Consider the following 22,592-nt stretch of genomic DNA (forward strand, 5'->3'; position numbering starts at 1 on the left):
CTCCGGTTTCAGGCTTTTTCGGTGGTGACGTGCTGGCCCGTCAGGCGATCGAGCGCCTCCTTGACCAACGGGTTGTGGCTCGCATAGCGGGGCTTGAAGGTCTGCCGCTGCGCCCGCAAATCGTCTTCGTCGGCATACCCGATCAGGATGCCGTTTTCGGCAATGCGGGCCTGTATTTCGGTGTTCTCGATCATCTCGTCGGACACCGTGACACGCTGGCGAGGACGTCGGGCCCACTCGAACAGGGCTTCGTGCAACCTCGCCCGTTGGCGCACATGCTCTGGATCGGCCGAGGCACCCAAATCGTTCAGCTCATGGGGGTCGGACTGCAGATCGAACAGCATCGAACGGTAGCCTTCGCACAGCACATATTTCCAGCGGCCATCAAAGGCCATGCGCATCCAGGCCTCGATCGGCGGCTGCTGCAATTCGATGCGGGCATCCTGGAACGCGTAGTCGCATTCGCACACCGCGATCTCGCGCCAATCAGACGGCGTCAGGCCAAACAGCCAGGGGCGCAGAGAGCGGCCATCCATGATGTGGGGCACAGGGTTACCTCCGTACACATCGAGGAATGTGGGCGCGATGTCCACCGCCTCCACCAGGGCCTGGCAGCGCGTGCCCCGGGTGGCGTCTGCACGGGTATCGGGGTCGTAAATGATGAGCGGGGTGCGCACCACCGGCTGATGAAACAGCTCCTTGTCGCCCAGCCAGTGGTCACCCAGAAAGTCGCCATGGTCCGCGCAGAACACGATCATAGTGTTGTCCATCAGGCCGCGCTCTTCCATGAAGGCGAAGAGCTTGCCCATCTCGTCGTCGATCTGCTTGACCAGGCCCATGTAACCCACCATGACCGCATCACGCACGCCGGGCTTGGCAAAGGTGCGCGAAACCCGGTGGTGGGTCATGGCGGCATAGACCGGATGCGGGTCCTTGAGCTCGCCCTCGGACCGCACCACGGGCAGGGCGTCCTCGGGTTTGTACATGCCTGCATAGGGCTTGGGCACCACGTAGGGCCAGTGCGGCTTGATGAAAGACAAGTGCGCGACCCAGGGCTGATCGCCTGCTTCGCGCATGAAGTCCATGGCCCGGCGTGTGGTGTAGGGCGTCTCGGAATGTTCATTCGGGATGCGGGCAGGCAGATGGCTGTACTTGAGGTACCAGCCCGAGCGGAACTGACCTTGCTCGTCCACCACCGTGTTGGCCCATTCCTCCCAAGGGTTGTCGCCCCCGAAGCCTTGCTTGCGCAGGTAGAGGTTGTAGTTGGGGTCGGGGTCATGGCCAGAAAACGGGTGAATGCCATCATCGCGCTCGTAAGGGTCAAAACCGCACTCGGCGATGCGGACACCGATCTGGGACTCGGGATCGATGCCCAAACGCGACATGCCAGAAGAGTCGCCACGCATGTGCGTCTTGCCAATCAACACCGAGCGCACACCCAGAGGCCGCAGATGATCGCCCAGTGTCATCTCGCCTGCCTTGAGTGGCACGAAGTTCCAGCTCACACCATGCGACTGCATGTAGCGACCGGTGTAATAGCTCATGCGCGAAGGCCCGCACACGGGCGACTGCACATAGGCGTTGTCAAAAATCACGCCCCGCTGGGCCAGCCCATCCAGATGGGGTGTCTGCAGCTTGGGGTGTCCATAGCAAGACAGGTGATCGGCACGCAGCTGATCACACATGATGAAGAGGATGTTCTTGACGCGTTTCATGACGGCGAAGCCTGGTGCGCAGGCGCAAATGATCGATGACCCATGCTAGGTACAAACGCCCCCACCATCCAATCGCATTTTTTGAAGCCGATTACCCAGAGTTATCGGCTTGAATTTCAATCCGCCTTGACAGAGCCCAGAGATGCACACCCAGCCCGCTGAACTGAATAAACTGAGGGCCACACCCGACCCGAACCCAGCCCCACACCATGCCCCACCACACCGCCGAATTTCAGTACGTCACAGGCCAGATGCGGCCCAGTTTTGGCGATCTGTTGGCCAACTTTGAAGCACACAATGCCCAAGCCTTGTCACTCCCCCATTGGGAGCTGGATGTGGCTTATGGACCGCATGCACGGGAAGTGGTGGATGTGCGCCGCAGCGAGGCCAAGGCACTGGGCACCGTGGTCTATCTGCATGCAGGCTACTGGCAATCACGCGACAAATCGCAGTTCCGATTTTTGGCGCCCGCCTTCAACGCCATGGGCTGGGACATGGCCCTGGTCAACTACCCCTTGTGCCCCGACGTGCGCATAGCGGACATCGTGGCCTCGGTTGCGCAGGCTTTGCAACAAGTGGCCGCCCATCAAAGCGAACGAGGGCGCCCCAGCCCGATCGTGCTCTGCGGTCATTCCGCAGGTGCCCATCTGGCCATCGAGCTGGCCTTGCAACAAGCCACTGCCGCAGCCCCGCTCCCGATTGCAGGTGTCGTGGCCATCAGCGGCGTGTACGACCTCCAGCCTCTGCTGGACACCACGCTCAACACCCGCCTGAAACTCGATGCCGAATCGGCAAAGGCCTGCTCACCCACACACCGTGCGCGCCCAGGCGCAGCCCCGGCCTTGTTCGTGTGGGGCGATACCGAAACCCCGGCGTTTCACGCCCAAAGCCAGGACATGGCGCGTTTGTGGCAGCTTCAAGGCAATGTGGCGCAATGCTCGGCTGTCGCCCAGGCCGACCATTTTTCGGTGCTGGAATACGTCACAGCGTCCGATGGTCTGGTTGCACAAACACTCCAGCATTGGGCGCACCCTGCTTGACGGATCATGAGAGCAGCACCGGGATGGGCCGACAAGCTGCTGTTACCCAAGCGATACCTTGGCGCCAGACTGTGATGTACAAACGACTCCAAAAATTGGAGTCCCCATGCACACTGTCAAACCCCTGGATTTTGCAAAGCCTGCCGATGTCGGCCTGTGCCCCGACCGCACGCAGCGCCTAATGGACGTGCTGCGCCGCGAAGTGGCCAGCGGCAGACTGCCCGGTGCCGTGGCCATGGTGGCCCGACGCGGGCAAATCGCCTTGTTCGAGGCCGTGGGCCAGCAAGACCCGGCCAAGGGCACGCCCATGCAGACCGACAGCATTTTCCGCATCTATTCGATGACCAAGCCGGTGGTTTCGGTGGCGGTGATGATGCTGGTCGAGCGCGGGCAATTGTTGCTGAGCGACCCGGTCAGCCGCTGGTTGCCTGAATATGCCAAGCAACAGGTGGCCACCGCCCAGGGGCTGGAGCCGGTGCGCAACCCGCCCACGGTGCAAGACCTGCTCCGCCACACAGCCGGGCTGACCTATGAATTTTTGGGCACATCGCCCGTGCAGCAGCAATACGGCACAGTGAAAATCGCCTCGCGCGAGCGGACCAACGCCGAGTTCTCGCAAACGCTGGCCGCGCTGCCTTTGCAGTTCCAGCCCAGCACCGTGTGGGCCTACAGCCGCGCCACCGATGTGCTGGGGCGCTTGGTGGAGGTGGTGAGCGGCCAAGGTCTGGGCGCATTTTTGCAAGCCGAGATTTTTGGCCCGCTGGGCATGGTGGACACGGGCTTTGCCGTGCCGACCGCGCAGCAGCACCGCATTGCCGAGCCCTTTGCGCACGACCCTGATGGTGGCGTACCCATGAAAGTACTGGAGCCACGCCAAGTGCCCGCCATGGAGGGCGGCGGCGGTGGCCTCATGTCCACCGCCATGGACTACACCCGCTTTTTGCAGTGCCTACGCAACCGGGGCGAGCTGAACGGCGTGCGCCTGCTGGGCCCGCACACGGTGGACTTCATGACCGCTGACCACCTGGGCAGCATTCCGGCCGATGGCACATTGCTGCCGCCTGGCCACGGTTTTGGCCTCGGGTTTGCGGTGCGCACGCAACTGGGCGTGTCGCCTGTGCCGGGCTCGGTGGGTCTGTATTACTGGGGCGGCATCGCGGGCACCACCTTCTTTGTGGACCCGGCGCTGGACATGTATGCGATGCTGATGATTCAGGCGCCCAACCAGCGCGATTACTATCGGCCGCTCTTCCGCGACTTGGTGTACGCGGCGCTGCTGTAATTTGCCTCCAATCCAGCGCGCTCAAGCATCACGCGCACGGGCGCCAAACTGGTCACGGTACCACCGCGAGAACGCGCTGGGTGCCGAAAATCCCAACAAGCTGGACACCTGGGCCAGCGGTCTGGATTTGTCTTGCAGGTATTGGCCCACGATGCGGCGGCGGTGGTCATCGACCAGCTGATGGAAGCCGTTGTTTTCTGCCGCGAGTCGCCGCGTGATGGTGCGGCGATCGCAGCCGAGATGCTGCGCCACCACATCGGCGGTGCACTGCCCCAAGGGCAGCAAAAGCAAAATCAGTTGTTGCACCTGGTGCGTGAAAGAGGGCGCATCCACCGCCTTGGATGCCACCAACTCCTGCGCATAGCGCGCCATCACTGGGTCGGCGCTGGGGTTGGGCTGGTCCAGGTCTGACTGGCTGCACATCAAGCCATTGAACTCGTGGTTGAACGCCACCTGGTCGCCAAAAACACGGTGGTGTGTCGCGCGATTGGCGGGCGCTGCGTGAGAGAAGCAAACCAGGCGGGGCCGCCATGCTGCACCCATGAACAGGCTCAAGATGCGGTAGGTCACGGCCATAGCCAACTCCGCCGCCTGCCGCCGTGATTCGGAAAGGTCCATCGCGAACTCCTCGCGAATCAGGACCAGCGTGTCCGCTTCTTCGATCTGGATCACCAAAGCTTCGTTGTGCACACGGATGTGGCGAACGATGGCATCGAGCGCATGGCGCAAAGTGGGCTCGTCGCGCAGCAGCAAGCCCAAAGGCCCCAGATTGGACAACCTGCGCGACTCGCCCATGCGCAGGCCGAATGCGGGCTCTGCCGCTTCGCGGGCTGCCATCTCCAGCAGCCGCACCACCGCGTTGGTGTCGATCTTCAAGTCCGGATCGCTCAGGCATTTGGCAGGCAAACCCACGGCGCGCACCAGCGTCAGCGGCTCCAGGCCGCATTGCTGCGCAATTTCTGTGAAATTGGTCAAGCTGGCACTGCGGATCAGGGTGGACATAGGGGATTCCCGTAAAGTCCCAAAATGGTAAGTCAATGTCCCGTTTTGTCAATTGGCATGTCCCCGTTTTTTGAATACTGGCTGCAGTTTCAAAACGCCACACACGCACATGTCCACGCCCAACACCGCCAATTTGCCCCCAACGCCCATCAGCGATGCCCTGCATGCCAACGGCCACTGGAACCCCAACTGGGACCCGATCGCCGAGGTCGACAAAGTCTGGATGGAAAAGTTTTTGAACATGGGACTGCACGGTAAGCATGTGCTGGACCCCAAGACTTTCGAATTGATTGCGATTGCCGTGGACGCGTCCTGCACCCACATGTATGCGCCCGGCGTGCGGACACACATCCGCAAGGCTCTGGAGCTGGGCGTGACAAAGGAAGAAATCGCGGCGGTGCTGCAGCTGACGTCCGTGCTCGGTGTGCACACCATGAGCATGGGCGCGCCGATCTTGCTCGAAGAAGTTGCCGCCCGCCAAACCCAAACCCCCACCTGAATTTTTTAAAAAGGTCACTCTCATGCATTTTCTTGACGACGCCCTCTTGCCCGAAAACCAGCAAAAACTCGTGATCCAGGTCGCGCCTTATGGGCCTCAGTGGATTCCCGGCGACAGCGATGACATTCCCGTCACGATGGACGAGCAAATCCAGAAAGCGGTGGACTGCTACAACGCGGGCGCCACCGTGCTGCATGTGCATGTGCGCGAAGCCGATGGCAAGGGCAGCAAGCGCCTGTCGATGTTCAACGAGATGCTGGCGCGCCTGCGCGAGGCGGTGCCCAAAATGGTGCTGCAGGTCGGTGGCTCGATTTCGTTTGCGCCCGAAGACGATGGCCAGGCCGCCAAATGGCTGTCAGACGACACCCGGCACATGCTGGCCGATCTGAACCCCAAGCCCGACCAGGTCACGGTGGCCGTGAACACCAGCCAGATGAACATCATGGACCTGATGATGGACGGCGACTTCACCGGCACCTCTTTCGAGAACCCGCAACTGCAGGCCGCGTACCAGGACATGGTCGTTCCGTCCAACCCCAGCTGGTACACGGAACACATTCGCCGCCTGGTGGCTGCGGGCATTCAGCCGCACTTCATGCTGGGCCACGTCCACCAGCTCGAATCGGTCGAGCGGCTGATCCGCCGTGGGCACTACTGCGGCCCGCTGATTTTGAATTACGTCGCCATCGGTGGCAGCTTGGCTGGACTGAACCCGGCCGACATGCTGGAATTTGTGCGCCGTGTGCCCGATGGTGCTGTGCTGACCCTTGAAACCCTGAACCGCCATGTCTACCCCATGACCGCCATGGCGATTGCCTTGGGTTTGCATGTGCGCTGCGGCATCGAAGACACCCTCAATGGCCCCCACCGCGAACGCATGAGCTCGGTGCAACAGATCGAGCACATGGTCAAGCAGGCGCGCCTGCTGAACCGCGACATTGCCAACGGCGATGAAGCCCGCGAGATTTACCAGATCGGTCAGTTCTACAAAGACACCAATGACACCCTGGCTCGCTTGGGTTACACCCCCAACCGCCGCCCTGGTGAGCGCGGCACCCCGGTGCGACACTTCCAGACCGCCTGATCCCGACCCTAAACACACAGGAGACAAACATGAACACCACCACACGCCCTTCATCTGCACCCCGCCGCGCACTGCTTTCAGTGGGGCTGGCGCTCAGTGCTTTCAGCCTCGGCGTGCAAGCGCAGCCGCTGTCCGACCGCCCCATCAAGATCGTGGTCGGCGCGCCCGCAGGCGGCACGGCCGACATCATTGCCCGCCTGGTGGGCAACGCCATGTCCACCAGCATGGGCCAGCCGGTGGTGGTGGACAACAAACCGGGTGCGGGCGGCGCGATCGCCATGGATGCCATGCTGTCAGCCCCCAAGGACGGGCACACCTATCTGCTGTCGGTCAACGCGCTGGTGACCGAGCTGCCTTACTCGATCAAGCCCAAATACGACCCCTTCAAGGACCTCAAGCCTTTGGTGGAGTTGGCTGGCAGCGGCCTGGTGCTGGTCGGCAACGCCTCACTGCCGCCCAAAGACCTCAAGGAAATGATCGCTTACGTCAAAGCCAACCCGGGCAAGATCAACTTCGCGTCCTACACACCGGGCACGATGTCGCATGTGATGGGGCTGCAGCTCAACAAACTGGCGGGCCTGGACATGAACCATGTGGGCTACAAAGGCTCGCCACCCGCCTTGCAAGACGTGATGGGCGGCTCGGTGCAGTTCATGTTTGACGGTTTGGCCACCTCCATCCCCAACATCAAGGGCGGCAAATTGCGCGCCTTTGCCGTCACCTCAGCCCAGCGTTCGCACGCCCTGCCCGATGTGCCGACCCTGGCCGAGCTGGGTTTCAAGGACATGACCCGCACCGCCTGGATGGGCTTGTGGGCCGTGCCCGGCCACCCCGATGCCGCGCTCAAACGCATCCGCGAAGAAACGCTCAAGGCCCTGGCCACACCGGCCGTGCGTGACCGCCTGTTGGCCGTGGGCCTGAACGTGAACACCCAAAACCCGCCCACACCCGAACAAATGGCCAAAAGCCTGCAGGAGGACTACGAGTCGGTGGGTGCCATGCTCAAGTCGGTCAACTACAAGCCCGAGTAAAGCACCATGCAGCTGCAAGGCAAAGTGGTGCTGGTCACCGGGGCAGGACTGGGCCTGGGCGGCACCATCGCGCAAGCCATGGCCAGGCAGGGCGCATCACTGGTCATCTGCGATGTGAACATGGACGCCCTGCACGCCACACAAGCGGCGGTGCAGGCCTTGGGGGCAGACTGCCTGGCGCTCGAATGCGATGTCTCTGACAGCGCGGCGGTCGACAACATGTTTGCCCTCGCAGGCCAGCGCTTTGGCACGGTGGATGTGCTGGTCAACAACGCGGCACGCATTCCCAGCTCGCCCGCTGAGACCGAACGCCGCAACCAGCACTACGCCTACATGACCACGCCCATGCCCCGCCAGGCGCTGGGCATCATCGCCTCGCTGTCCGACGAGGACTGGCTCAAGTGGTGGGGCGTCAACATGCACGGGGTGTTTTATTGCACCCGTGCGGCCTTGCGCTTCATGCAGCCCCAAAAATCCGGCCGCATCATCAACATCGCGTCAATTGCCGGGCTGGGTGCAGGCAGCACGCACAGCCCGGGCTATTCGGCCACCAAGGCGGGCGTCATCAGCCTGACGAAAACCACGGCGCTGGATGTGGCCGGGGCCAACATCTACGTCAACGCCATCGCCTGCGGCGGCGTGCTCACGCCACCGTTCGAGTCGTATCTGGACAACGCCAACGAAGCCCAGAAAAATAGTCTTTACCAGCTAGTCCCCAGCGGTCGACTCGGACGCCCGGAGGAATACGCCAATGTGGCCGTATTTCTGGCGGCGCAAGACCATTACCTGGTCGGCCAGGTCATCAGCCCCAACGGCGGCTTTGTGATCTGAGCGCTGGTTTTAATATCCAGCGCACCCATCCACATGCTATTCGGTTCGCCATCAAAGCGCTTGACATTCAGGTAGTTGATACCCTCGCAAGCTGCTGTCACGTCTAAAAATCAGTGGTCTCTCAGAAATGTGCTGAGATGCCCTCTGACCATGGCAATCATTTCGTCCATCATGATCCGCTCAACCCGTCCACCACTTTCAACGGACACTCGTGTCATGTGTGCGCCTGTTTCAATGCAGGTCAGAAACACATTCGGCGCCTTATCGGCTTTTAAATCCGGCACGAACTCCATGACTTTTTCTACCCAGGCATGGGCAAGACGTATGTTGTCTTTTCTGTCTATGGCTCTTAGCTCTGCCCAACCTTGAGAATCCATCCAGATGGCTCTATAGGTTGCATTGGATTTAACGTAGTCATGGTAGCCATACACAACATCTTCAAGATATATAAGAAACGCCTCAACACTGTCTACAGGCCCTAGAAGTTGCGTGTTTTGCTCATAAAAATAATCCAGATATCTTTCCAAAAGTGCCTGGATGATTTCTTCCCGATTGCTGAAGTACTGATACACGCTGGCGTTGGCCATACCCGAAGCCGCAGCAATGTCGGAAATTTTCAGGTTTGCCGCCCCCATCTCCAGAATGCAGGCTTCTGCAGCGACCAGGATTTTCTCCATTCGCTCCTTGGATCTGTCTTGTGAAGGCTTGCGCCTTGACAAACTGTCACCTTTTGGCAGCGAAGAGCCCTCATCCTTGGAGGGCGAATCCGAATTCACTATCTCGAACGCTTTTTTGCTGTTCACCATAACCCGTTCACCCTTTTGAATCGAACACGTTTTTATACGGTGTGGATCGTACGGGGACCTGGTGTAGCGGGTATTCAATCGACGCTGAAATCCTCATTTTTTTCATGACATACCAGCACTCATTCTCGTTCTGGTGACGTTCAGCACAAGTCAAGCATGGAAAAAGAAGTGTGATTCGAGTCCAAATTGACACATCACAGGCTTCTAAATCCCCAAATTAAATAAGGGAAAACGATTAGATATGACAACTTGTCACATTAAATGCAAGCCGCTAACATGAACATGACAGTTTGTCGCATTTAGTCATTCAACGCGCTGGCTGCATGGCCGAAAACCCGATGTTGCCCTCCCGCAAGCGTCAGCAGCGAAGGGCCTCCGATGGATGACAGACAACAGGAAATGCATGCCACTGAGGGCCCAAAAGCCGGATATCAACAACAAAAGGAGATCAACGATGACCCCACAGAACTTCACAAAATGGCGCACGCTCGCCCTAACCATTGGACTGAGTATCACCACGGGCGCCTTGCTGGCCGCCGTGGGCGAACAAGAGTCCGCCAAGTTGGGCAAAGAACTCACACCCGTTGGCGCAGAAAAATCGGGCAACAAAGATGGCTCCATTCCCGAATGGAGCGGTGGCTTGCCCAAGGGCAAACACAAAGCAGGCGACACCCGCAACGACCCATTCGCCGCAGACAAGCCCCTTTACAGCATTGATGCGAGCAACGTCGACAAATACAAAGACAAGCTGTCTGCGGGTCAGATCGAGTTAATCAAAACCCGCAAGGGTTACCGGATGGATGTTTATCCCACCCGACGCAGTTGCGGTTATCCGGAGTCGGTCTATGGCCAAACCAGAGTCAATGCAACGCAGGCCAAGCTCACGGCCGATGGTCAAGACAACTTGGTCCAGGCGGTCGGCGGCGGCTTCCCCTTCCCCGTCCCCAACAATGGTGCCGAAGCCGTTTGGAATCACCGATTGCGCTGGCAAGGTGAGGGTCGCATTGAACATTACCAAACCAACTTCATCAATCCCGATGGAAGTTTTTACAGCCTGACTCAGGACCAATGGGTCACGATGCCCTTTGCATCCAACAAAGCCAGGTCGCCGGAGGACGTTCAGGATGTCTTGCAAAAGCTGCTGAATGTCGCCACAAGCCCAGCAGCCCGAGCAGGCGAGGTCATCTTGGGCCACTTCTTCCTGTCAAAGCCCAACGATGCGTGGATGTATTTCCCGGGTCAAAGACGGGTGCGCCGTTTGCCAAATATGGCCTATGACAACCCAATTCCCGGTTACGAAAACCTTGAGACAGTTGATCAATATCCCATGTTCTCGGGTCAGTTGGACCGTTATGACTGGAAGTTGGTCGGCAAAAAAGAAATGTATGTGCCCTACAACAATTTTAAATTTGTAGCCAAGCGCCCACTCAAAGACATCTACGAAGGACAGTTCCCCAAGCGCGATCTGATGCGCTACGAGCTCCATCGGGTCTGGAAAGTGGAAGCCACCGTCAAAGCCGGCAAACGCCATGTCTTCGCAAAAAGAGAGTTTTACTTGGACGAGGACTCTTGGATGTTGCTCAACGCCGATCAGTACGACGCGCAAGGCAAATTGTGGCGGGTCATGGAAGCATCGATCTACCCCGCTGTCGAACTGGGCGCCTGTGTCAGCCAGGAATTCATGTCCTGGGATCTGAACTCCAACCGCTACATCGCTGAAAACGCTACTCAAGCGTCAAAAGACACGGACTGGCTGGCAGGTGCTGAAGGCCGCATTGACGCCAAACGATTCGAATCTGAAGAGCTGCGTCGTTTTGGCGACCGCTAAAAAAACCTCGACAAGATCAGGAGACAAACAATGCAAAGCAAAAACAAATTCGCACCTACAAAACTGGCATGGGTGTGCGCCGCGTTGACAGCCAGCATGAGCCCCATGGCCCATGCCGTCAAATTTGAGATGGACAACGGCATCACGGGCAGCTTTGATTCCACCCTCAGCTTTGGCATGCAAAAACGGCTGAAATCGCCCAACACCCGGATGATTGGCAACGACAGTGGCGGCAACGCACCCACATCTGGCGCACTGGGCGGTCTGGTCAATGGCGATGAAGCAACGGCCAATCCCGACATGAATTTCACCAACTCCGATGATGGCAACCTGAACTACAGGAAAGGGTCCGTGGTGTCGTCTGTCGTCAAAGGCACACATGAACTGTCTTTGCGTGAAGAAGGCAACTGGTCCATGCTGGGGCGGTTCACTTGGTCAAGCGACTTGTCAGCCCGAAAAACCATTCGATCACCTTTAGACGACGAAGCCGCGAATGTCCTCAAAAAAGACATCACCTTGCTTGACCTCTGGGTAGCCAAAGAACTGGACCTGGGTGGAAATTCAGCCAAGCTCAAGCTGGGCAATCAGGTCATCAGTTGGGGCGAAGACATCTTCATCTTGGGTGGCATCAACTCGATCAACGCTTTGGATTTGCGCAAATACCATATCCCCGGCACACAACTGAAAGAGATCTTCATACCTGCCCCAATGGCTTCATTGAGCACCAGTCTTGGCAAAGGCTTCTCTACAGAGGCGTATTACCAGTTTGCATGGAACGGCATGAAGCTCGACCCCGCTGGCACCTTTTGGTCAACGGCTGACTTTGTTGGAGCGGGCGGAAAACGTGGCGGCTACCTCCCCACCAGTTCAGGCTTGGGAGGCGGTGATTTTGATCCCACCCGAGGGCGCGATATGGCCAGCGTTGACACTGGTCGTGTGCCGATTGAGACGCAAAAACCACAGAAGGGCGGACAGTACGGTATCAACCTGAGGTACAAACCGGCCGCCAGCGACTCCGAGTTTGCCGCTTATTACATGCGGTATCACGACAAAATGCCGTTCATAGGTTACAAATCAAACGGGTTGGGCACACCCAATGCCATCGGGCTTTCGGGCTTGGAACAATACGGTGAAAACCTGGATTTGTTTGGCATTTCCATGAACACCAAAATGGGTGATTGGGCCCTTGGCGCAGAGTTATCCTACCGACCCAAGGACAGTGTGGCGATTGACCCCACAGTCCCTTTCAGCGGCAAACACAGCCTGTACGAAAAATCCAATGGGTTCACTACAGCTGCCGTATCCAATGGCTACGTGAGCGAGAAAAAATACCAGATTCAAGCCACAGCATTTCGTTTCCTTCCTACCGAACTGACCAGGGCATTGGGTGCCGCTGAAGGCTACGTGATGGCTGAGGTGGCTTACACAAAATACCCCCATCTGGACCTTTCGGGGGCTGTACCCTACTACATCACCGATTACTCCATGCCGACCAAAGGTTCCTGGGGGTATGTGGCTGAAATCGGCCTGAGCTACGCCAACTTCATGAATTCAGGTTGGACCATGAGTCCAGTCGTCGATTTCTTTCACGATGTGCGAGGCACAAGTCCCAACGCCATCCCATTTGTGGAAGGTCGAAAAGCTGTCGCCCTCGCACTCAACTTTGATTACCAGAACAAGATCAAAGCCAGCATTGGCTACACCACGTTCTTTGGTGGTGGAACGAAAAACCTGATGAGCGACCGCGATGTCATGAGCCTCACGATGTCCTACTCATTCTGATCTGCATGAAACCAATTTTTTCGGCCTAAGGGCCGGAAAAATTTCTTCCCACTTACTTGAAATGTGAACCGGCCTTTGGCGCGGTGGAATGCGAACGTGACAACACAAACAAGCTTGATGCAAAGACTGGAAGATTTCTTCTTCCACTTCAGAAAGACCATCCTTGCTGCGCTGGCCGTTTTCACGGTGTTGATGGGTGTGTTGGCTTCACAGCTGCACATGACAGCCGGTTTTGACAAGCAGCTGCCGCTGGGTCACGAATACACCGACACCTTCTTTCAATACCGCGATCAACTGTTCGGTTCAAACCGCATCATGGTCGCGGTGAGGTCAACCCAAAAAGACATCTGGGACGCAGCTTCGCTGAAAAAGCTGCACGAGGCCACACAAGCCTTGATGAATTTGCCCGGCATCGACAAACGCTCGGTTCAATCGCTGTGGACACCCAACACCCGGGTCTATGAATTGACAGAAGAAGGGTTTGAAGCCGAAGACGTCATTGACGGCAATGTGACACCCGACCGGCTGGATGCGGCACAAATTAACCGGATCAAAGCAAGGGTTGTCCGTGGGGGATATATCGGCAACCTGGTGGCCAACGACGGCACGGCCGCCATGATTGTCGCGGACCTGCTTGAAGAAGATCCACAAACGAAGCAAAAGCTCGACTATCTGAAACTGGCGCATCAAATCGAACAAGAAGTTCGCGTGCCACTGCAAACGCCTGAACATGCCATCCACATCGTTGGGTTTGCCAAACAAATTGGGGACATCGCCGACGGTGCCAAAGGGGTCCTGGTCTTTTTTGCATTGGCCATTGTGCTGACGGCCCTGTCGGTTTACTGGTACTGCCGATCAGTTTCATTGACGCTGTTGGCCCTGGGCTGTTCGATGGTCTCCGTGATCTGGCAGTTTGGCACCCTGCGTCTGCTGGGCTTCGGGCTCGACCCCCTGGCCATTCTGGTGCCCTTCCTGGTCTTTGCCATCGGTGTGTCCCACGGCATCCAGCAAATCAATGCCATTGCCAAGGCCTTGGCGTCTGGCGCCCATCCGATGGCGGCGGCCAAAGCCAGTTTCACGGGCCTGTTCATACCCGGAAGCTTGGCTCTTGTGACCGCTTTTGTGGGCTTCATCACCTTGATCATCATCCCCATCCCGATGATCAGGGAGTTGTCGATTGCCGCGTCGATTGGGGTCGGCTACAAAATCGTGACCAATCTGATCATGCTGCCTTTGGTGGCTTCTTACATCCAATTCCCAAGCACCTACGCTCAGCAACAGGAGGCACTGCAAAATCAGCGCAGCCGTCTCGTTGAAAAACTCGGCTGGATGGCCGAACTGCGCAACGTGCGCTATGTGATGGCTTTGACAGCGGTGCTCTTTGGCGTGGCCGTTTGGCAAAGTCAGGGCCGACACATCGGTGCCTTGCAAGCAGGTGCCCCGGAATTGCGCAGCGAGTCGAGATACAACCAAGACATCGATGCGATTGTTCAACGCTTTGACCTCGGCATGGAAGTGTTGACGGTGGTTTTTGAAACACCCGCCGATTCCTGCAATCAATACGAGGTCGTGAACTACATCGACCAATTCACGCAGCACATCTCGCAGGTACCCGGCGTGCTGACGGTCTCATCCATCTCGAGCTTGGCCAAGTTTGCCAACGCCGGCCTGAACGAAGGGCACCCCAAAATGACCGCCCTGCCCAGGGACAGCCAGGCCTTGCAAATCGCAGTGGGCTACTTGCCTGAAGCCGGGGGCTTGTTCAACCGGGCATGCACCATGATGGCGGCCAACATCTATCTGAGCGACCACAAGGCCACCACCATCCAAACCGTGATTGAAGCGGTCAAACGCTTCCGCACAGATTTCGATGGCCAAGACCAAGGTGTCAAGCTTCGACTGGCCTCGGGCAATGTGGGCTTGATTGCAGCCATCAATGAAGAGGTTGAGCAGCGCGAAATTGCCATGATGATGTACGTTTATGCCGCCATCGTGGGTCTGGTTCTTCTGGCCTACAGGGACTGGCGCGCCATGCTGGCCTGTTGCCTGCCTCTGACCTTGGCCACATTCCTCGGGTACTGGTTCATGAAGTCCCTCGATATCGGCCTCACCGTGGCAACCCTGCCCGTAATGGTTCTGGCAACAGGCATTGGCGTGGACTACGCCTTCTACATCTACAACCGATTGCTGGCCCATTTGGTGGCAGGTGCCAACATGAAGTCCGCGATTCAGGGCGCGCTGCGCGAAGTGGGCATTGCGACCATTTTCACCGCCATCACCTTGTCCGTGGGCGTGGCCACATGGTCGTTCTCTGACCTCAAATTCCAGGCAGACATGGGCATCTTGCTGACCTTCATGTTCATGATCAACATGATCATGGCCATCACCGTACTGCCCGCTTTTGCTGTCGCACTCGATGCACTTTTCCCACGCACGAAGCCGATCAAAGCCACGGCCCTTGCCCATTGAAAGCCTATCCATGAAACATCCACTCGCAATGCTTGGCCTGTGGCTGGCCATCGCCTCATCCGCTTTCAGCGCACAAGGGCAGAACACACCCTTGAAAGAAGATGCACAACGCCGATGGACCCACGCCCCCTCAAAGGTGGATCCGATGCGCGGGGTGTTTTTTGCCGCCACCCAGGCTGGCCAACGCATCGTGGCCGTGGGTGATCATGGGCTGGTGGTTTTGTCAGAGGATGGCAAAACATTCAAGCAAGCTCAAAAAGTACCCACCCGATCACCCTTGACCTCGGTGCATTTCCACGATGCCAAGCAAGGGTGGATCGCCGGACACGATGGCACCATCCTGGGCACACGCGATGGCGGCGAGCATTGGGACATCTTGCGACAAGAGCGCGGTAAAGACGAGGTTTTGCTGTCCATCTGGTTTGCTGACGCACAACACGGCTTTGCTGTGGGGCAATTCGGTCTTGCACTCGAAACCCAAGATGGCGGCAAAACCTGGGAAAGACGAACCCTCTCCACACAAACGCATGCGGCTGAAAAACATTTGATCCATCTGTTTCCCGGACGCCAAGGCATGCTGTTCATCGCTGCAGAGTCGGGCACCATTTTCCGATCTGCCGATTCAGGCAAAACCTGGCAAGCCATTCAAACCGCGAACAAAGGCTCTTTCTGGACCGGCAAGGCCTTGAGTGATGGCAGTCTGCTGGCAGCGGGCATGCGCGGCCATGTCTACCGCAGCCAAGACCAGGGCTTGAGCTGGACTGCCGCTGTCAGTGGCACGCAGCAATCCCTGACCGCCATCCATGAGCGCCAGGACGCCAGTGTGCTGATCACTGGCACAGGCGGCGTGCTGTTGCAGCGCGCAGGGGTTCATCAAGACTTCAAGCTTCAAACCCGGGGGGACAACGCCAGCCTGACCGGCGTTGTGAGCCACGCCTCTGGCGACGTCTTTGTCTCGACTGCAGGCATTTTGCGCAACGATTGAACAACCCAGCCCCCCCTTCCAACACACCGAACAACGCCCATGACCGAAGCCACACCCGCATCCGATTCACAAACCCTGTCCATTGAGCGCATCCAAGCTGTTTTTCAGGCACAAAAATCGGCCTTTGACAAAGCCCCTTACCCCAGCGCACTCCAACGACGCCAACAACTCAAGGCCATCAAGAAACAAATCAGCCGCTACCAGGATGTGCTCGCGCACGCGATGCATCAAGATTTTGGATGCCGATCGCATGCCGAATCCAAGATGCTGGATTTGCTGGGTTCCACGTTGGAGGCCAATCACGCCATCTCGCACGTCAAGCGCTGGATGCAACCCAGTCGCCGCGGCACAGAGTTGCTTTTCCTCACCAACAAACTGGAAGTGCGCTACCAACCCAAAGGGGTGGTTGGCGTCATCGTGCCGTGGAATTTCCCTGTTTACCTCGCTCTGGGGCCCTTGATTGCAGCCATCGCTGCGGGCAACAGGGTGATGGTCAAAATGCCTGAAATCACACCCCACACCAACGCGGCCCTGAAAAAAATGCTCGCCGAGATCTTCTCGGAAGAAGAGGTCTTTTTGATCGGGGAAGAACTGCGCTCGCCAGGCGACTTCACCGCCTTGCCCTTTCACCACCTGATCTTCACGGGCTCACCTGCAGTGGGCAAAATCGTGATGCGCCAGGCGGCCGACAACTTGACGCCCGTGACACTGGAACTCGGTGGCAAATCGCCTGCCGTGGTGAGCCGCCACTACCCCATCGCCGATGCTGCCAAACGCATCACCCATGGTAAAGCCACCAATGCCGGGCAGATCTGTGTCTCGCCCGATTACGCCCTGGTGCCGCACGAGAGCATGGGGGCATTTGTCGAAGCCGTGCAGGCCAGCTATACCCAACTGTTCAAAGGCTCTGTTCGGGACAACCACGACTACACCTGGATCATCAACGATCGACATGTCGCCCGCATCCGGGAACTTCTGGCCGATGCCGTGAGCAAAGGTGCAACCGTTGTTGCTTGCGCTGCGTATGACGCGGCCCAGGACGGCCGCAACATGCCCTTGCACGTGGTCACAAATTGCACGGCTGACATGCGCATCATGCAAGAAGAAATTTTCGGCCCCATTTTGCCGGTGATGTCCTATGACACACCCCAAGAAGCGATGGCTTTCATCAATGCAAGGCCACGCCCCTTGGCCTTGTATTGCTTCAGTCACAACCAGGCTGAACGTCGTCAGTTGCTGGAGCAAACCCATTCTGGCGGCGTCACCATTAACGACTGGGGGTGGCATGTGGTCAACCATGACGCCCCGTTTGGCGGTGTCGGCAATTCCGGCATGGGGACCTACCACGGCGAAGAGGGGTTTTGCGAACTCTCACACGCCAAAACTGTTTTCAAGCGGCACCGATTTTTCCCCATCGGCCTGTTTTATCCCCCTTACGGAAATTTTGTTCAGCGCCTGGCCCTTCGACTTTTTTTGGGCTCGGCCGATCCCAAGCTTTGAACCGCCGAGCTGATCTTTCCACCAATCAACCACTCCTAACGCCATGAAACATTCACCACTTTTTACAAAACGGCGCTTTCTTAAATTTTCGCTGCTGGGCGTTGCAGGTGCGGCCACCCTGGTGGCAGGTGCCGGCGCGTACATCACGCAGACCAACAGCTACCGACAACGCTACGGCAAATTGCTGGTCGTGGATGGCCATCTGGCAGACATTGCCCACACACTGGCCGAAGCTTGTGTGCCTGCCCGGCCGGGCTTTCCAGATATCGAGCAAGCCGAAGTGGTTAAACGGCTAGATGAAGAGTTGTTTTTTGTGAGCGACAACATCAGCAGCGATCTCAAAGCCGCCTTTTACCTGCTCGAGATGTTTCCGCTGGCCTATGGATATATGTCCCGCTTTTCACGGCTGAGGGTTGAGGAGCGAAAACAAGTGCTCACTGCAGCATCCGACACCCAGGACGACACGCTGCGCGCAGTGATTGCCAACCTGTCGGCCATGATGCGTTGGTACTACTACGGTCATCCGTCCACCTGGAAAGTGATTGGCTATGACGGCCCCTTCGCCAACCTTCCAGAAAAACACAGCGAACAACGCGTTCTATATGCCAAGTTGGTGAGCTCTTCCACAACCCCGATACAAGGTCAATGAACATGAATAACAAGGTTTTTGAGTACACAGACTACCCACAAATTTCGGAAATTGTTGCCGATGTCTGCATCATCGGATCTGGATGCGGTGGCGCAACCGTGGCGCACCGACTGGCTGAAGCCGGTGTGGATGTGGTCATACTTGAAAAGGGTGGCTATTACCCAGCCTCCACTTTTGACAACCGTGAATTGAACCAAGCTGGCAAAGTCGATGCCGAACGGGACCTGTCTACCGACACCAATGGATCGACCATGCTGACTTACGGTGAGCTGGTCGGCGGAACCTCTGTCCACTATTGGGCCGACAGTTACAGAACACCGGATGATCGCCTTGAATTGTGGCGCTCCCAATATGGCATCACAGGTCACGATGCAGAAAAACTGAAACCCATTTTTGATGACATCGAACGGCGTCATCACATTCAGGAGGCTGAACCTTTCAGATACAACCGCATGAACCAGTTGTTCAAAGAAGCTGTTGATGCCCTGGGGTGGGAAAGTGCCCCCATCAAGCAAGCCAGAAAAGGTTGCGCAGGCTCGGGACATTGCATGCAGGGTTGCGCCATCGACGCCAAGCAAAGCCAATTGGTCACCAACATTCCCTCCTCCATGGCTTTGGGCGCTCGTGTTTTTGCAGACCTGAAGGCCGATGACTTTGTATTTGATGGAAAACGCGTGACACAACTCCAGGCCAGTGTCATCGATCGGGCGCGTAACAGACCCAGTGGCAAAAAAATCACCGTCAAGGCCAAGCACTTTGTGGTCGCTGCTGGCGGTTTCAACTCCCCCGCCTTCTTGCTGAATCAGCCACGTTTGCGCGATTCTCTGCCCGCATTGGGCAAGCATTTCGGCATGAACCCATGTACCTACGCACATGGCCTTTATGACGAGCCCATCATCTTGTGGCGCAATATTCCTGCAGCGTATGGTGTTGAAGGATTCCGAAAGGCCCGTTATGACGCCAAGGGCAATTACATAGAAGGCGGCTACCTGCTGGTACCCGATCAGATTCAGCCTGGCTTAATGGCTTACACCATTCCTGGATTCGACGACGGTGCTGCAGAGTGGATGGAGAAACTGCCCAACGTCGGCGGTGCCATCGGTTGGTTGGATGACCACCCTGATGAACTGGGCGAAATGACGGTGGATGGCCATGGCGTTCGTCAAATTCACTACCCCTATGGACCCACAACCCAAAAGATGTTGCGCGATCTGATGAAAAAAGCAGCCATCGTGAATTTCAAGGCAGGCGCACGAAAAGTCATGCTGGGTGATTTGAAGCGAACCACCCTCTCCTCTGTTGCAGAGTTGGACCGCATTGATGCCATCGAAATCAAACCCGGCAGCTTGACTCTGGTCGCGCCTCATCCGTTTGGCGGTTGCCGAATGGGCACAGACCCGAAAACCTCAGTGACCGATTCCAGTCACAGGGTTCATGGTGTTGACAACCTGTTTGTTGCGGACCCTTCCGTTTTCCCAACAGGCCCGTCGGTTGACCCCAGCGTGACGATCATGGCATTCAGCTACATCGCAGCAGAGCACATCGCCAACGCCATGGGGAAAAAGACTGCGCCTCTTCAAAACGGGTAATTCCGTCATGCGCTTGCATCTGGGCACCTAAGCCAGGTGCGAAAGCCATTAACATCGAACCTCATCAGCGTGTCTTTTCTCGACGCTGTTGTGATAACTATTTGAAAATCTGGAGACCCCGCCATGCCCCAACCCGGCCTCATGATGAACCGCCCCCTGCTCATTTCGGGCATCCTCGAACACGGCGCTGCGCAGTTCGGTGACCAAGAAATCGTCTCGCGCGAGACGCACGGCCCGCTGCACCGCTACACCTACGCTGACGCGGCCAAACGCGCACGCCAGCTGGCCAACGCTTTGGCACACATGGGCCTCAAAGCAGGCAGCGCGGTCGGCTCGATCGCCTGGAACAACCACCGCCACCTGGAGGCGTACTACGCCGTCTCGGGCAGCGGCATGGTCATGCACACCTGCAACCCGCGCCTGCACCCGCAGCAGCTGATTTATGTGATCAACCACGCCGAAGACGAAGTGGTGCTGTTTGACGCCACCTTCGCGCCGCTGGTCAAAGGCATTGCCGCGCATTGCCCCAAGGTTCGCGCATGGGTCTGCTTGGCCGACGCGGCCAACACGCCCGCCATTGAGGGCGTGGCCAACGTGATGAATTACGAAGGCCTGATCACCGGGCACAGTGACAGCTTCAACTGGCCCGAGCTGGACGAGCAAACCGGCGCGGCGCTTTGCTACACCTCGGGCACCACGGGCAACCCCAAGGGCGTGCTGTACACACAACGCGCCATCGTGATGAACGCCACCACCGCTTGCATGCCCGATGTGCTGGGCCTGTCCACGCAAGAAACCATCTTGCCCGTGGTGCCCATGTTCCACATCAACGCCTGGTGCATTCCCTACGCCGCGCTGGTAGCGGGCACCAAGCTGGTCTTGCCCGGCCCCAAGCTCGACGGCCCCAGCCTGTTTGAGTTGATGGACGCCGAGCAGGTCACCATCAGTGCGGGCGTGCCCACCATCTGGATGGGCTTGATCCAGCACGTGGAGCAAAACAATTTGCGCTTTGCCCATATGAAACGCACCTGCGTGGGCGGCTCGGCCATGCCCATGGCCCTGATCGCCAAGTTCATGGACAACTATGGCGTGGAAGTGCGCCACGGCTGGGGCATGACAGAAACCACAGCTGTCGCCACCATGAGCAACCTGAGCCGCGCTGACCGCCTCAAGCCCGCTGCCGAGCAACACGCCATCGTGGCCAAGCAGGGCAAAACCGTCTCAGGCATCGAGATCAAGATCGTGGATGAAAACGGCGCGACCCTGCCCCGCGACGGCACCTCCCAAGGCGAGCTGATGGTGCGCGGCCAGTGGATCGTGGAGCGCTATTACAAGGCTGAGAAAACCGCGCTGGTGGACGGCTGGTTCCCCACAGGCGACATCGCCACCATCGACGCGCACGGCACCATGCAAATCCGCGACCGCACCAAGGACGTGATCAAAACCGGTGGCGAGTGGATCAGCTCGATTGACTTGGAAAACGCCGCCATCGGCCACCCCGCTGTGGGCATGGCCGCCGTGATCGGCGTCAAGCACCCCAAGTGGGACGAGCGCCCGCTGCTGTTCATCGTGCGCAAGCCGGGCCAGTCGCTTGAGAAGCAGGAAATCCTGGATTTCTTGACGACCCAAGTGGCCAAGTGGTGGGTGCCCGACGATGTGGTCTTCCTCGAATCGCTGCCCGTGGGCGGCACCGGCAAGGTTCAAAAGAACGACCTGCGCAAGGAATACGGCGGCGTGTTCAGCTGATCTGTTGCTCTGTGGGAGGCTGCCCCTGCGGCCGAATGTCGGCGCAATCGACAGCTTGTGCATTTCAACAGCATTCGCGAGCAGGGGCTCGCTCCCACCTGAATCCATCAAGCCTTGGCGCTGGGCCGCTCGTTCATCCGGTCGCGCCAGGCCTGCAAGGCTTGCATGCCCTCGTCGCCGGGCACGAACTTCATCAGGCCTCGCGCAAACTCCAGCGCGCAAAACGCGGTGATGTCGGCAATCGTGAAACGCTCGCCCGCGATCCAGGGTTGGCTTTGCAGGCTCTGGTCAAACCAGCGGGCGACATCGCGCACCTTGTCTGCCTGCGAACGGCCAAACTCGGGGAACTGCGGTTTTTCCAGCGCGGCCAAGCCCGGGTGGCTGTGGCGAATCGCATTGGCAATGCCACCCAGCAAATACAGCTCCACGCGGCGATCTGCCATCTCGATGAAGCCGCGCTCGTCACCGTCCACACCCATCAGGTTGGGCTCGGGGTAACGTCCCTCCAGCAAGGTGCAGATTGCCCGGGTCTCGGTGATCACGCGACCGTCATCCAGCTCCAGCGCGGGCACTTTGGCCAGCGGGCTTTTGGCCAAGTACTCAGGCTGACGGTGCTCGCCGCCGTTCAGGTCCATGTTGACCATCTCGATGTTGGTGATGTTTTTCTCGACCAAAAACATCAGCACCCGGCGAGGGCTGGGGGCACGGTGGGCGGTGTAGAGCTTCATGGTTTGTCCTTTGAACGCAAGGCTTA

18 protein-coding genes are annotated in these 22,592 nt (G+C 58.0%); 14 read left to right on the plus strand and 4 right to left on the minus strand.

Annotated features, from left to right (window positions below):
- Positions 1-8: 8 nt before the first annotated feature.
- Complete coding sequence (locus B9Z33_RS02085; protein ID WP_108285363.1) at positions 9-1,715, minus strand: sulfatase-like hydrolase/transferase; 1,707 nt, start codon at positions 1,713-1,715, stop codon at positions 9-11.
- Between the two features lie 209 nt (positions 1,716-1,924).
- On the opposite strand from B9Z33_RS02085, the gene B9Z33_RS02090 reads away from it, so the two are divergent.
- Both B9Z33_RS02090 and B9Z33_RS02095 read left to right on the plus strand, forming a co-directional pair.
- Entirely contained in the window at positions 1,925-2,755 is an 831-nt protein-coding gene (locus B9Z33_RS02090; RefSeq protein WP_108285364.1) for an alpha/beta hydrolase, read from the plus strand.
- Positions 2,756-2,861: 106 nt separating this feature from the next.
- Positions 2,862-4,037, plus strand: a complete 1,176-nt coding sequence (locus B9Z33_RS02095; protein WP_108285365.1) for a serine hydrolase — start codon at positions 2,862-2,864, stop codon at positions 4,035-4,037.
- A gap of 21 nt (positions 4,038-4,058) precedes the next feature.
- Here the strand turns inward: B9Z33_RS02095 and B9Z33_RS02100 are convergent, their stop codons facing one another.
- Positions 4,059-5,039, minus strand: coding sequence for an AraC family transcriptional regulator (locus tag B9Z33_RS02100; RefSeq protein ID WP_108285366.1), 981 nt, complete (start codon positions 5,037-5,039; stop codon positions 4,059-4,061).
- A gap of 109 nt (positions 5,040-5,148) precedes the next feature.
- Between B9Z33_RS02100 and B9Z33_RS02105 the strand changes: the two genes are divergently transcribed.
- From B9Z33_RS02105 to B9Z33_RS02120, 4 genes are read left to right on the plus strand one after another with little or no spacing between them, the layout of a single operon-like run.
- Positions 5,149-5,538, plus strand: a complete 390-nt coding sequence (locus B9Z33_RS02105; protein WP_108285367.1) for a carboxymuconolactone decarboxylase family protein — start codon at positions 5,149-5,151, stop codon at positions 5,536-5,538.
- A gap of 22 nt (positions 5,539-5,560) precedes the next feature.
- A complete protein-coding gene (locus B9Z33_RS02110; RefSeq protein WP_108285368.1) occupies positions 5,561-6,622 on the plus strand; it encodes a 3-keto-5-aminohexanoate cleavage protein in 1,062 nt (353 codons plus the stop codon).
- Positions 6,623-6,651: 29 nt separating this feature from the next.
- The gene (locus B9Z33_RS02115) at positions 6,652-7,653 is read left to right on the plus strand and encodes a tripartite tricarboxylate transporter substrate binding protein (protein ID WP_108285369.1); all 1,002 of its coding nucleotides are present in this window, start codon (positions 6,652-6,654) and stop codon (positions 7,651-7,653) included.
- Positions 7,654-7,659: 6 nt separating this feature from the next.
- Positions 7,660-8,484 (plus strand): SDR family NAD(P)-dependent oxidoreductase, encoded by an 825-nt coding sequence (locus B9Z33_RS02120; protein ID WP_108285370.1) that lies wholly within the window; start codon positions 7,660-7,662, stop codon positions 8,482-8,484.
- 110 nt (positions 8,485-8,594) lie between these two features.
- On the opposite strand, the gene B9Z33_RS02125 is transcribed toward B9Z33_RS02120, so the two are convergent.
- Complete coding sequence (locus B9Z33_RS02125) at positions 8,595-9,290, minus strand: TetR/AcrR family transcriptional regulator (RefSeq protein ID WP_108285371.1); 696 nt, start codon at positions 9,288-9,290, stop codon at positions 8,595-8,597.
- 454 nt (positions 9,291-9,744) lie between these two features.
- Here B9Z33_RS02125 and B9Z33_RS02130 point away from each other — a divergent pair, with 454 nt between their 5' ends.
- The 8 genes from B9Z33_RS02130 (at position 9,745) to B9Z33_RS02165 (ending at position 21,838) form a co-directional block, all read left to right on the plus strand.
- A complete protein-coding gene (locus B9Z33_RS02130) occupies positions 9,745-11,118 on the plus strand; it encodes a DUF1329 domain-containing protein (RefSeq protein ID WP_108285372.1) in 1,374 nt (457 codons plus the stop codon).
- Between the two features lie 30 nt (positions 11,119-11,148).
- Complete coding sequence (locus tag B9Z33_RS02135) at positions 11,149-12,900, plus strand: DUF1302 domain-containing protein (protein WP_108285373.1); 1,752 nt, start codon at positions 11,149-11,151, stop codon at positions 12,898-12,900.
- Positions 12,901-13,017: 117 nt separating this feature from the next.
- Positions 13,018-15,369, plus strand: coding sequence for an RND family transporter (locus B9Z33_RS02140; RefSeq protein ID WP_108286089.1), 2,352 nt, complete (start codon positions 13,018-13,020; stop codon positions 15,367-15,369).
- A 10-nt stretch (positions 15,370-15,379) separates the two neighbouring features.
- Positions 15,380-16,354, plus strand: coding sequence for a YCF48-related protein (locus tag B9Z33_RS02145; protein ID WP_158270159.1), 975 nt, complete (start codon positions 15,380-15,382; stop codon positions 16,352-16,354).
- Positions 16,355-16,393: 39 nt separating this feature from the next.
- Positions 16,394-17,854 (plus strand): coniferyl aldehyde dehydrogenase, encoded by a 1,461-nt coding sequence (locus B9Z33_RS02150; protein ID WP_108285375.1) that lies wholly within the window; start codon positions 16,394-16,396, stop codon positions 17,852-17,854.
- A 43-nt stretch (positions 17,855-17,897) separates the two neighbouring features.
- Entirely contained in the window at positions 17,898-18,503 is a 606-nt protein-coding gene (locus B9Z33_RS02155; RefSeq protein ID WP_108285376.1) for a hypothetical protein, read from the plus strand.
- 2 nt (positions 18,504-18,505) lie between these two features.
- Positions 18,506-20,092 carry an FAD-dependent oxidoreductase gene (locus tag B9Z33_RS02160; RefSeq protein ID WP_108286090.1) on the plus strand — a complete coding sequence of 529 codons (1,587 nt, stop codon included), beginning with the start codon at positions 18,506-18,508 and terminating at the stop codon, positions 20,090-20,092.
- Positions 20,093-20,215: 123 nt separating this feature from the next.
- Positions 20,216-21,838 carry a long-chain-fatty-acid--CoA ligase gene (locus tag B9Z33_RS02165; protein WP_108285377.1) on the plus strand — a complete coding sequence of 541 codons (1,623 nt, stop codon included), beginning with the start codon at positions 20,216-20,218 and terminating at the stop codon, positions 21,836-21,838.
- A gap of 107 nt (positions 21,839-21,945) precedes the next feature.
- On the opposite strand, the gene B9Z33_RS02170 is transcribed toward B9Z33_RS02165, so the two are convergent.
- The gene (locus B9Z33_RS02170) at positions 21,946-22,566 is read right to left on the minus strand and encodes a glutathione S-transferase family protein (protein WP_108285378.1); all 621 of its coding nucleotides are present in this window, start codon (positions 22,564-22,566) and stop codon (positions 21,946-21,948) included.
- Positions 22,567-22,592 lie beyond the last annotated feature (26 nt).

It is taken from the genome of Limnohabitans sp. T6-20 (assembly GCF_003063505.1).
Classification (GTDB): domain Bacteria; phylum Pseudomonadota; class Gammaproteobacteria; order Burkholderiales; family Burkholderiaceae_C; genus Limnohabitans_A.

What these genes read in the sequence shown, in the direction of transcription:
- B9Z33_RS02085 (WP_108285363.1), bottom strand. Translation starts at nt 1,715, where the DNA reads ATGAAACGCGTCAAGAACATCCTCTTCATCATGTGTGATCAGCTGCGT.
- B9Z33_RS02090 (WP_108285364.1), top strand. Translation starts at nt 1,925, where the DNA reads ATGCCCCACCACACCGCCGAATTTCAGTACGTCACAGGCCAGATGCGG.
- B9Z33_RS02095 (WP_108285365.1), top strand. Translation starts at nt 2,862, where the DNA reads ATGCACACTGTCAAACCCCTGGATTTTGCAAAGCCTGCCGATGTCGGC.
- B9Z33_RS02100 (WP_108285366.1), bottom strand. Translation starts at nt 5,039, where the DNA reads ATGTCCACCCTGATCCGCAGTGCCAGCTTGACCAATTTCACAGAAATT.
- B9Z33_RS02105 (WP_108285367.1), top strand. Translation starts at nt 5,149, where the DNA reads ATGTCCACGCCCAACACCGCCAATTTGCCCCCAACGCCCATCAGCGAT.
- B9Z33_RS02110 (WP_108285368.1), top strand. Translation starts at nt 5,561, where the DNA reads ATGCATTTTCTTGACGACGCCCTCTTGCCCGAAAACCAGCAAAAACTC.
- B9Z33_RS02115 (WP_108285369.1), top strand. Translation starts at nt 6,652, where the DNA reads ATGAACACCACCACACGCCCTTCATCTGCACCCCGCCGCGCACTGCTT.
- B9Z33_RS02120 (WP_108285370.1), top strand. Translation starts at nt 7,660, where the DNA reads ATGCAGCTGCAAGGCAAAGTGGTGCTGGTCACCGGGGCAGGACTGGGC.
- B9Z33_RS02125 (WP_108285371.1), bottom strand. Translation starts at nt 9,290, where the DNA reads ATGGTGAACAGCAAAAAAGCGTTCGAGATAGTGAATTCGGATTCGCCC.
- B9Z33_RS02130 (WP_108285372.1), top strand. Translation starts at nt 9,745, where the DNA reads ATGACCCCACAGAACTTCACAAAATGGCGCACGCTCGCCCTAACCATT.
- B9Z33_RS02135 (WP_108285373.1), top strand. Translation starts at nt 11,149, where the DNA reads ATGCAAAGCAAAAACAAATTCGCACCTACAAAACTGGCATGGGTGTGC.
- B9Z33_RS02140 (WP_108286089.1), top strand. Translation starts at nt 13,018, where the DNA reads ATGCAAAGACTGGAAGATTTCTTCTTCCACTTCAGAAAGACCATCCTT.
- B9Z33_RS02145 (WP_158270159.1), top strand. Translation starts at nt 15,380, where the DNA reads ATGAAACATCCACTCGCAATGCTTGGCCTGTGGCTGGCCATCGCCTCA.
- B9Z33_RS02150 (WP_108285375.1), top strand. Translation starts at nt 16,394, where the DNA reads ATGACCGAAGCCACACCCGCATCCGATTCACAAACCCTGTCCATTGAG.
- B9Z33_RS02155 (WP_108285376.1), top strand. Translation starts at nt 17,898, where the DNA reads ATGAAACATTCACCACTTTTTACAAAACGGCGCTTTCTTAAATTTTCG.
- B9Z33_RS02160 (WP_108286090.1), top strand. Translation starts at nt 18,506, where the DNA reads ATGAATAACAAGGTTTTTGAGTACACAGACTACCCACAAATTTCGGAA.
- B9Z33_RS02165 (WP_108285377.1), top strand. Translation starts at nt 20,216, where the DNA reads ATGCCCCAACCCGGCCTCATGATGAACCGCCCCCTGCTCATTTCGGGC.
- B9Z33_RS02170 (WP_108285378.1), bottom strand. Translation starts at nt 22,566, where the DNA reads ATGAAGCTCTACACCGCCCACCGTGCCCCCAGCCCTCGCCGGGTGCTG.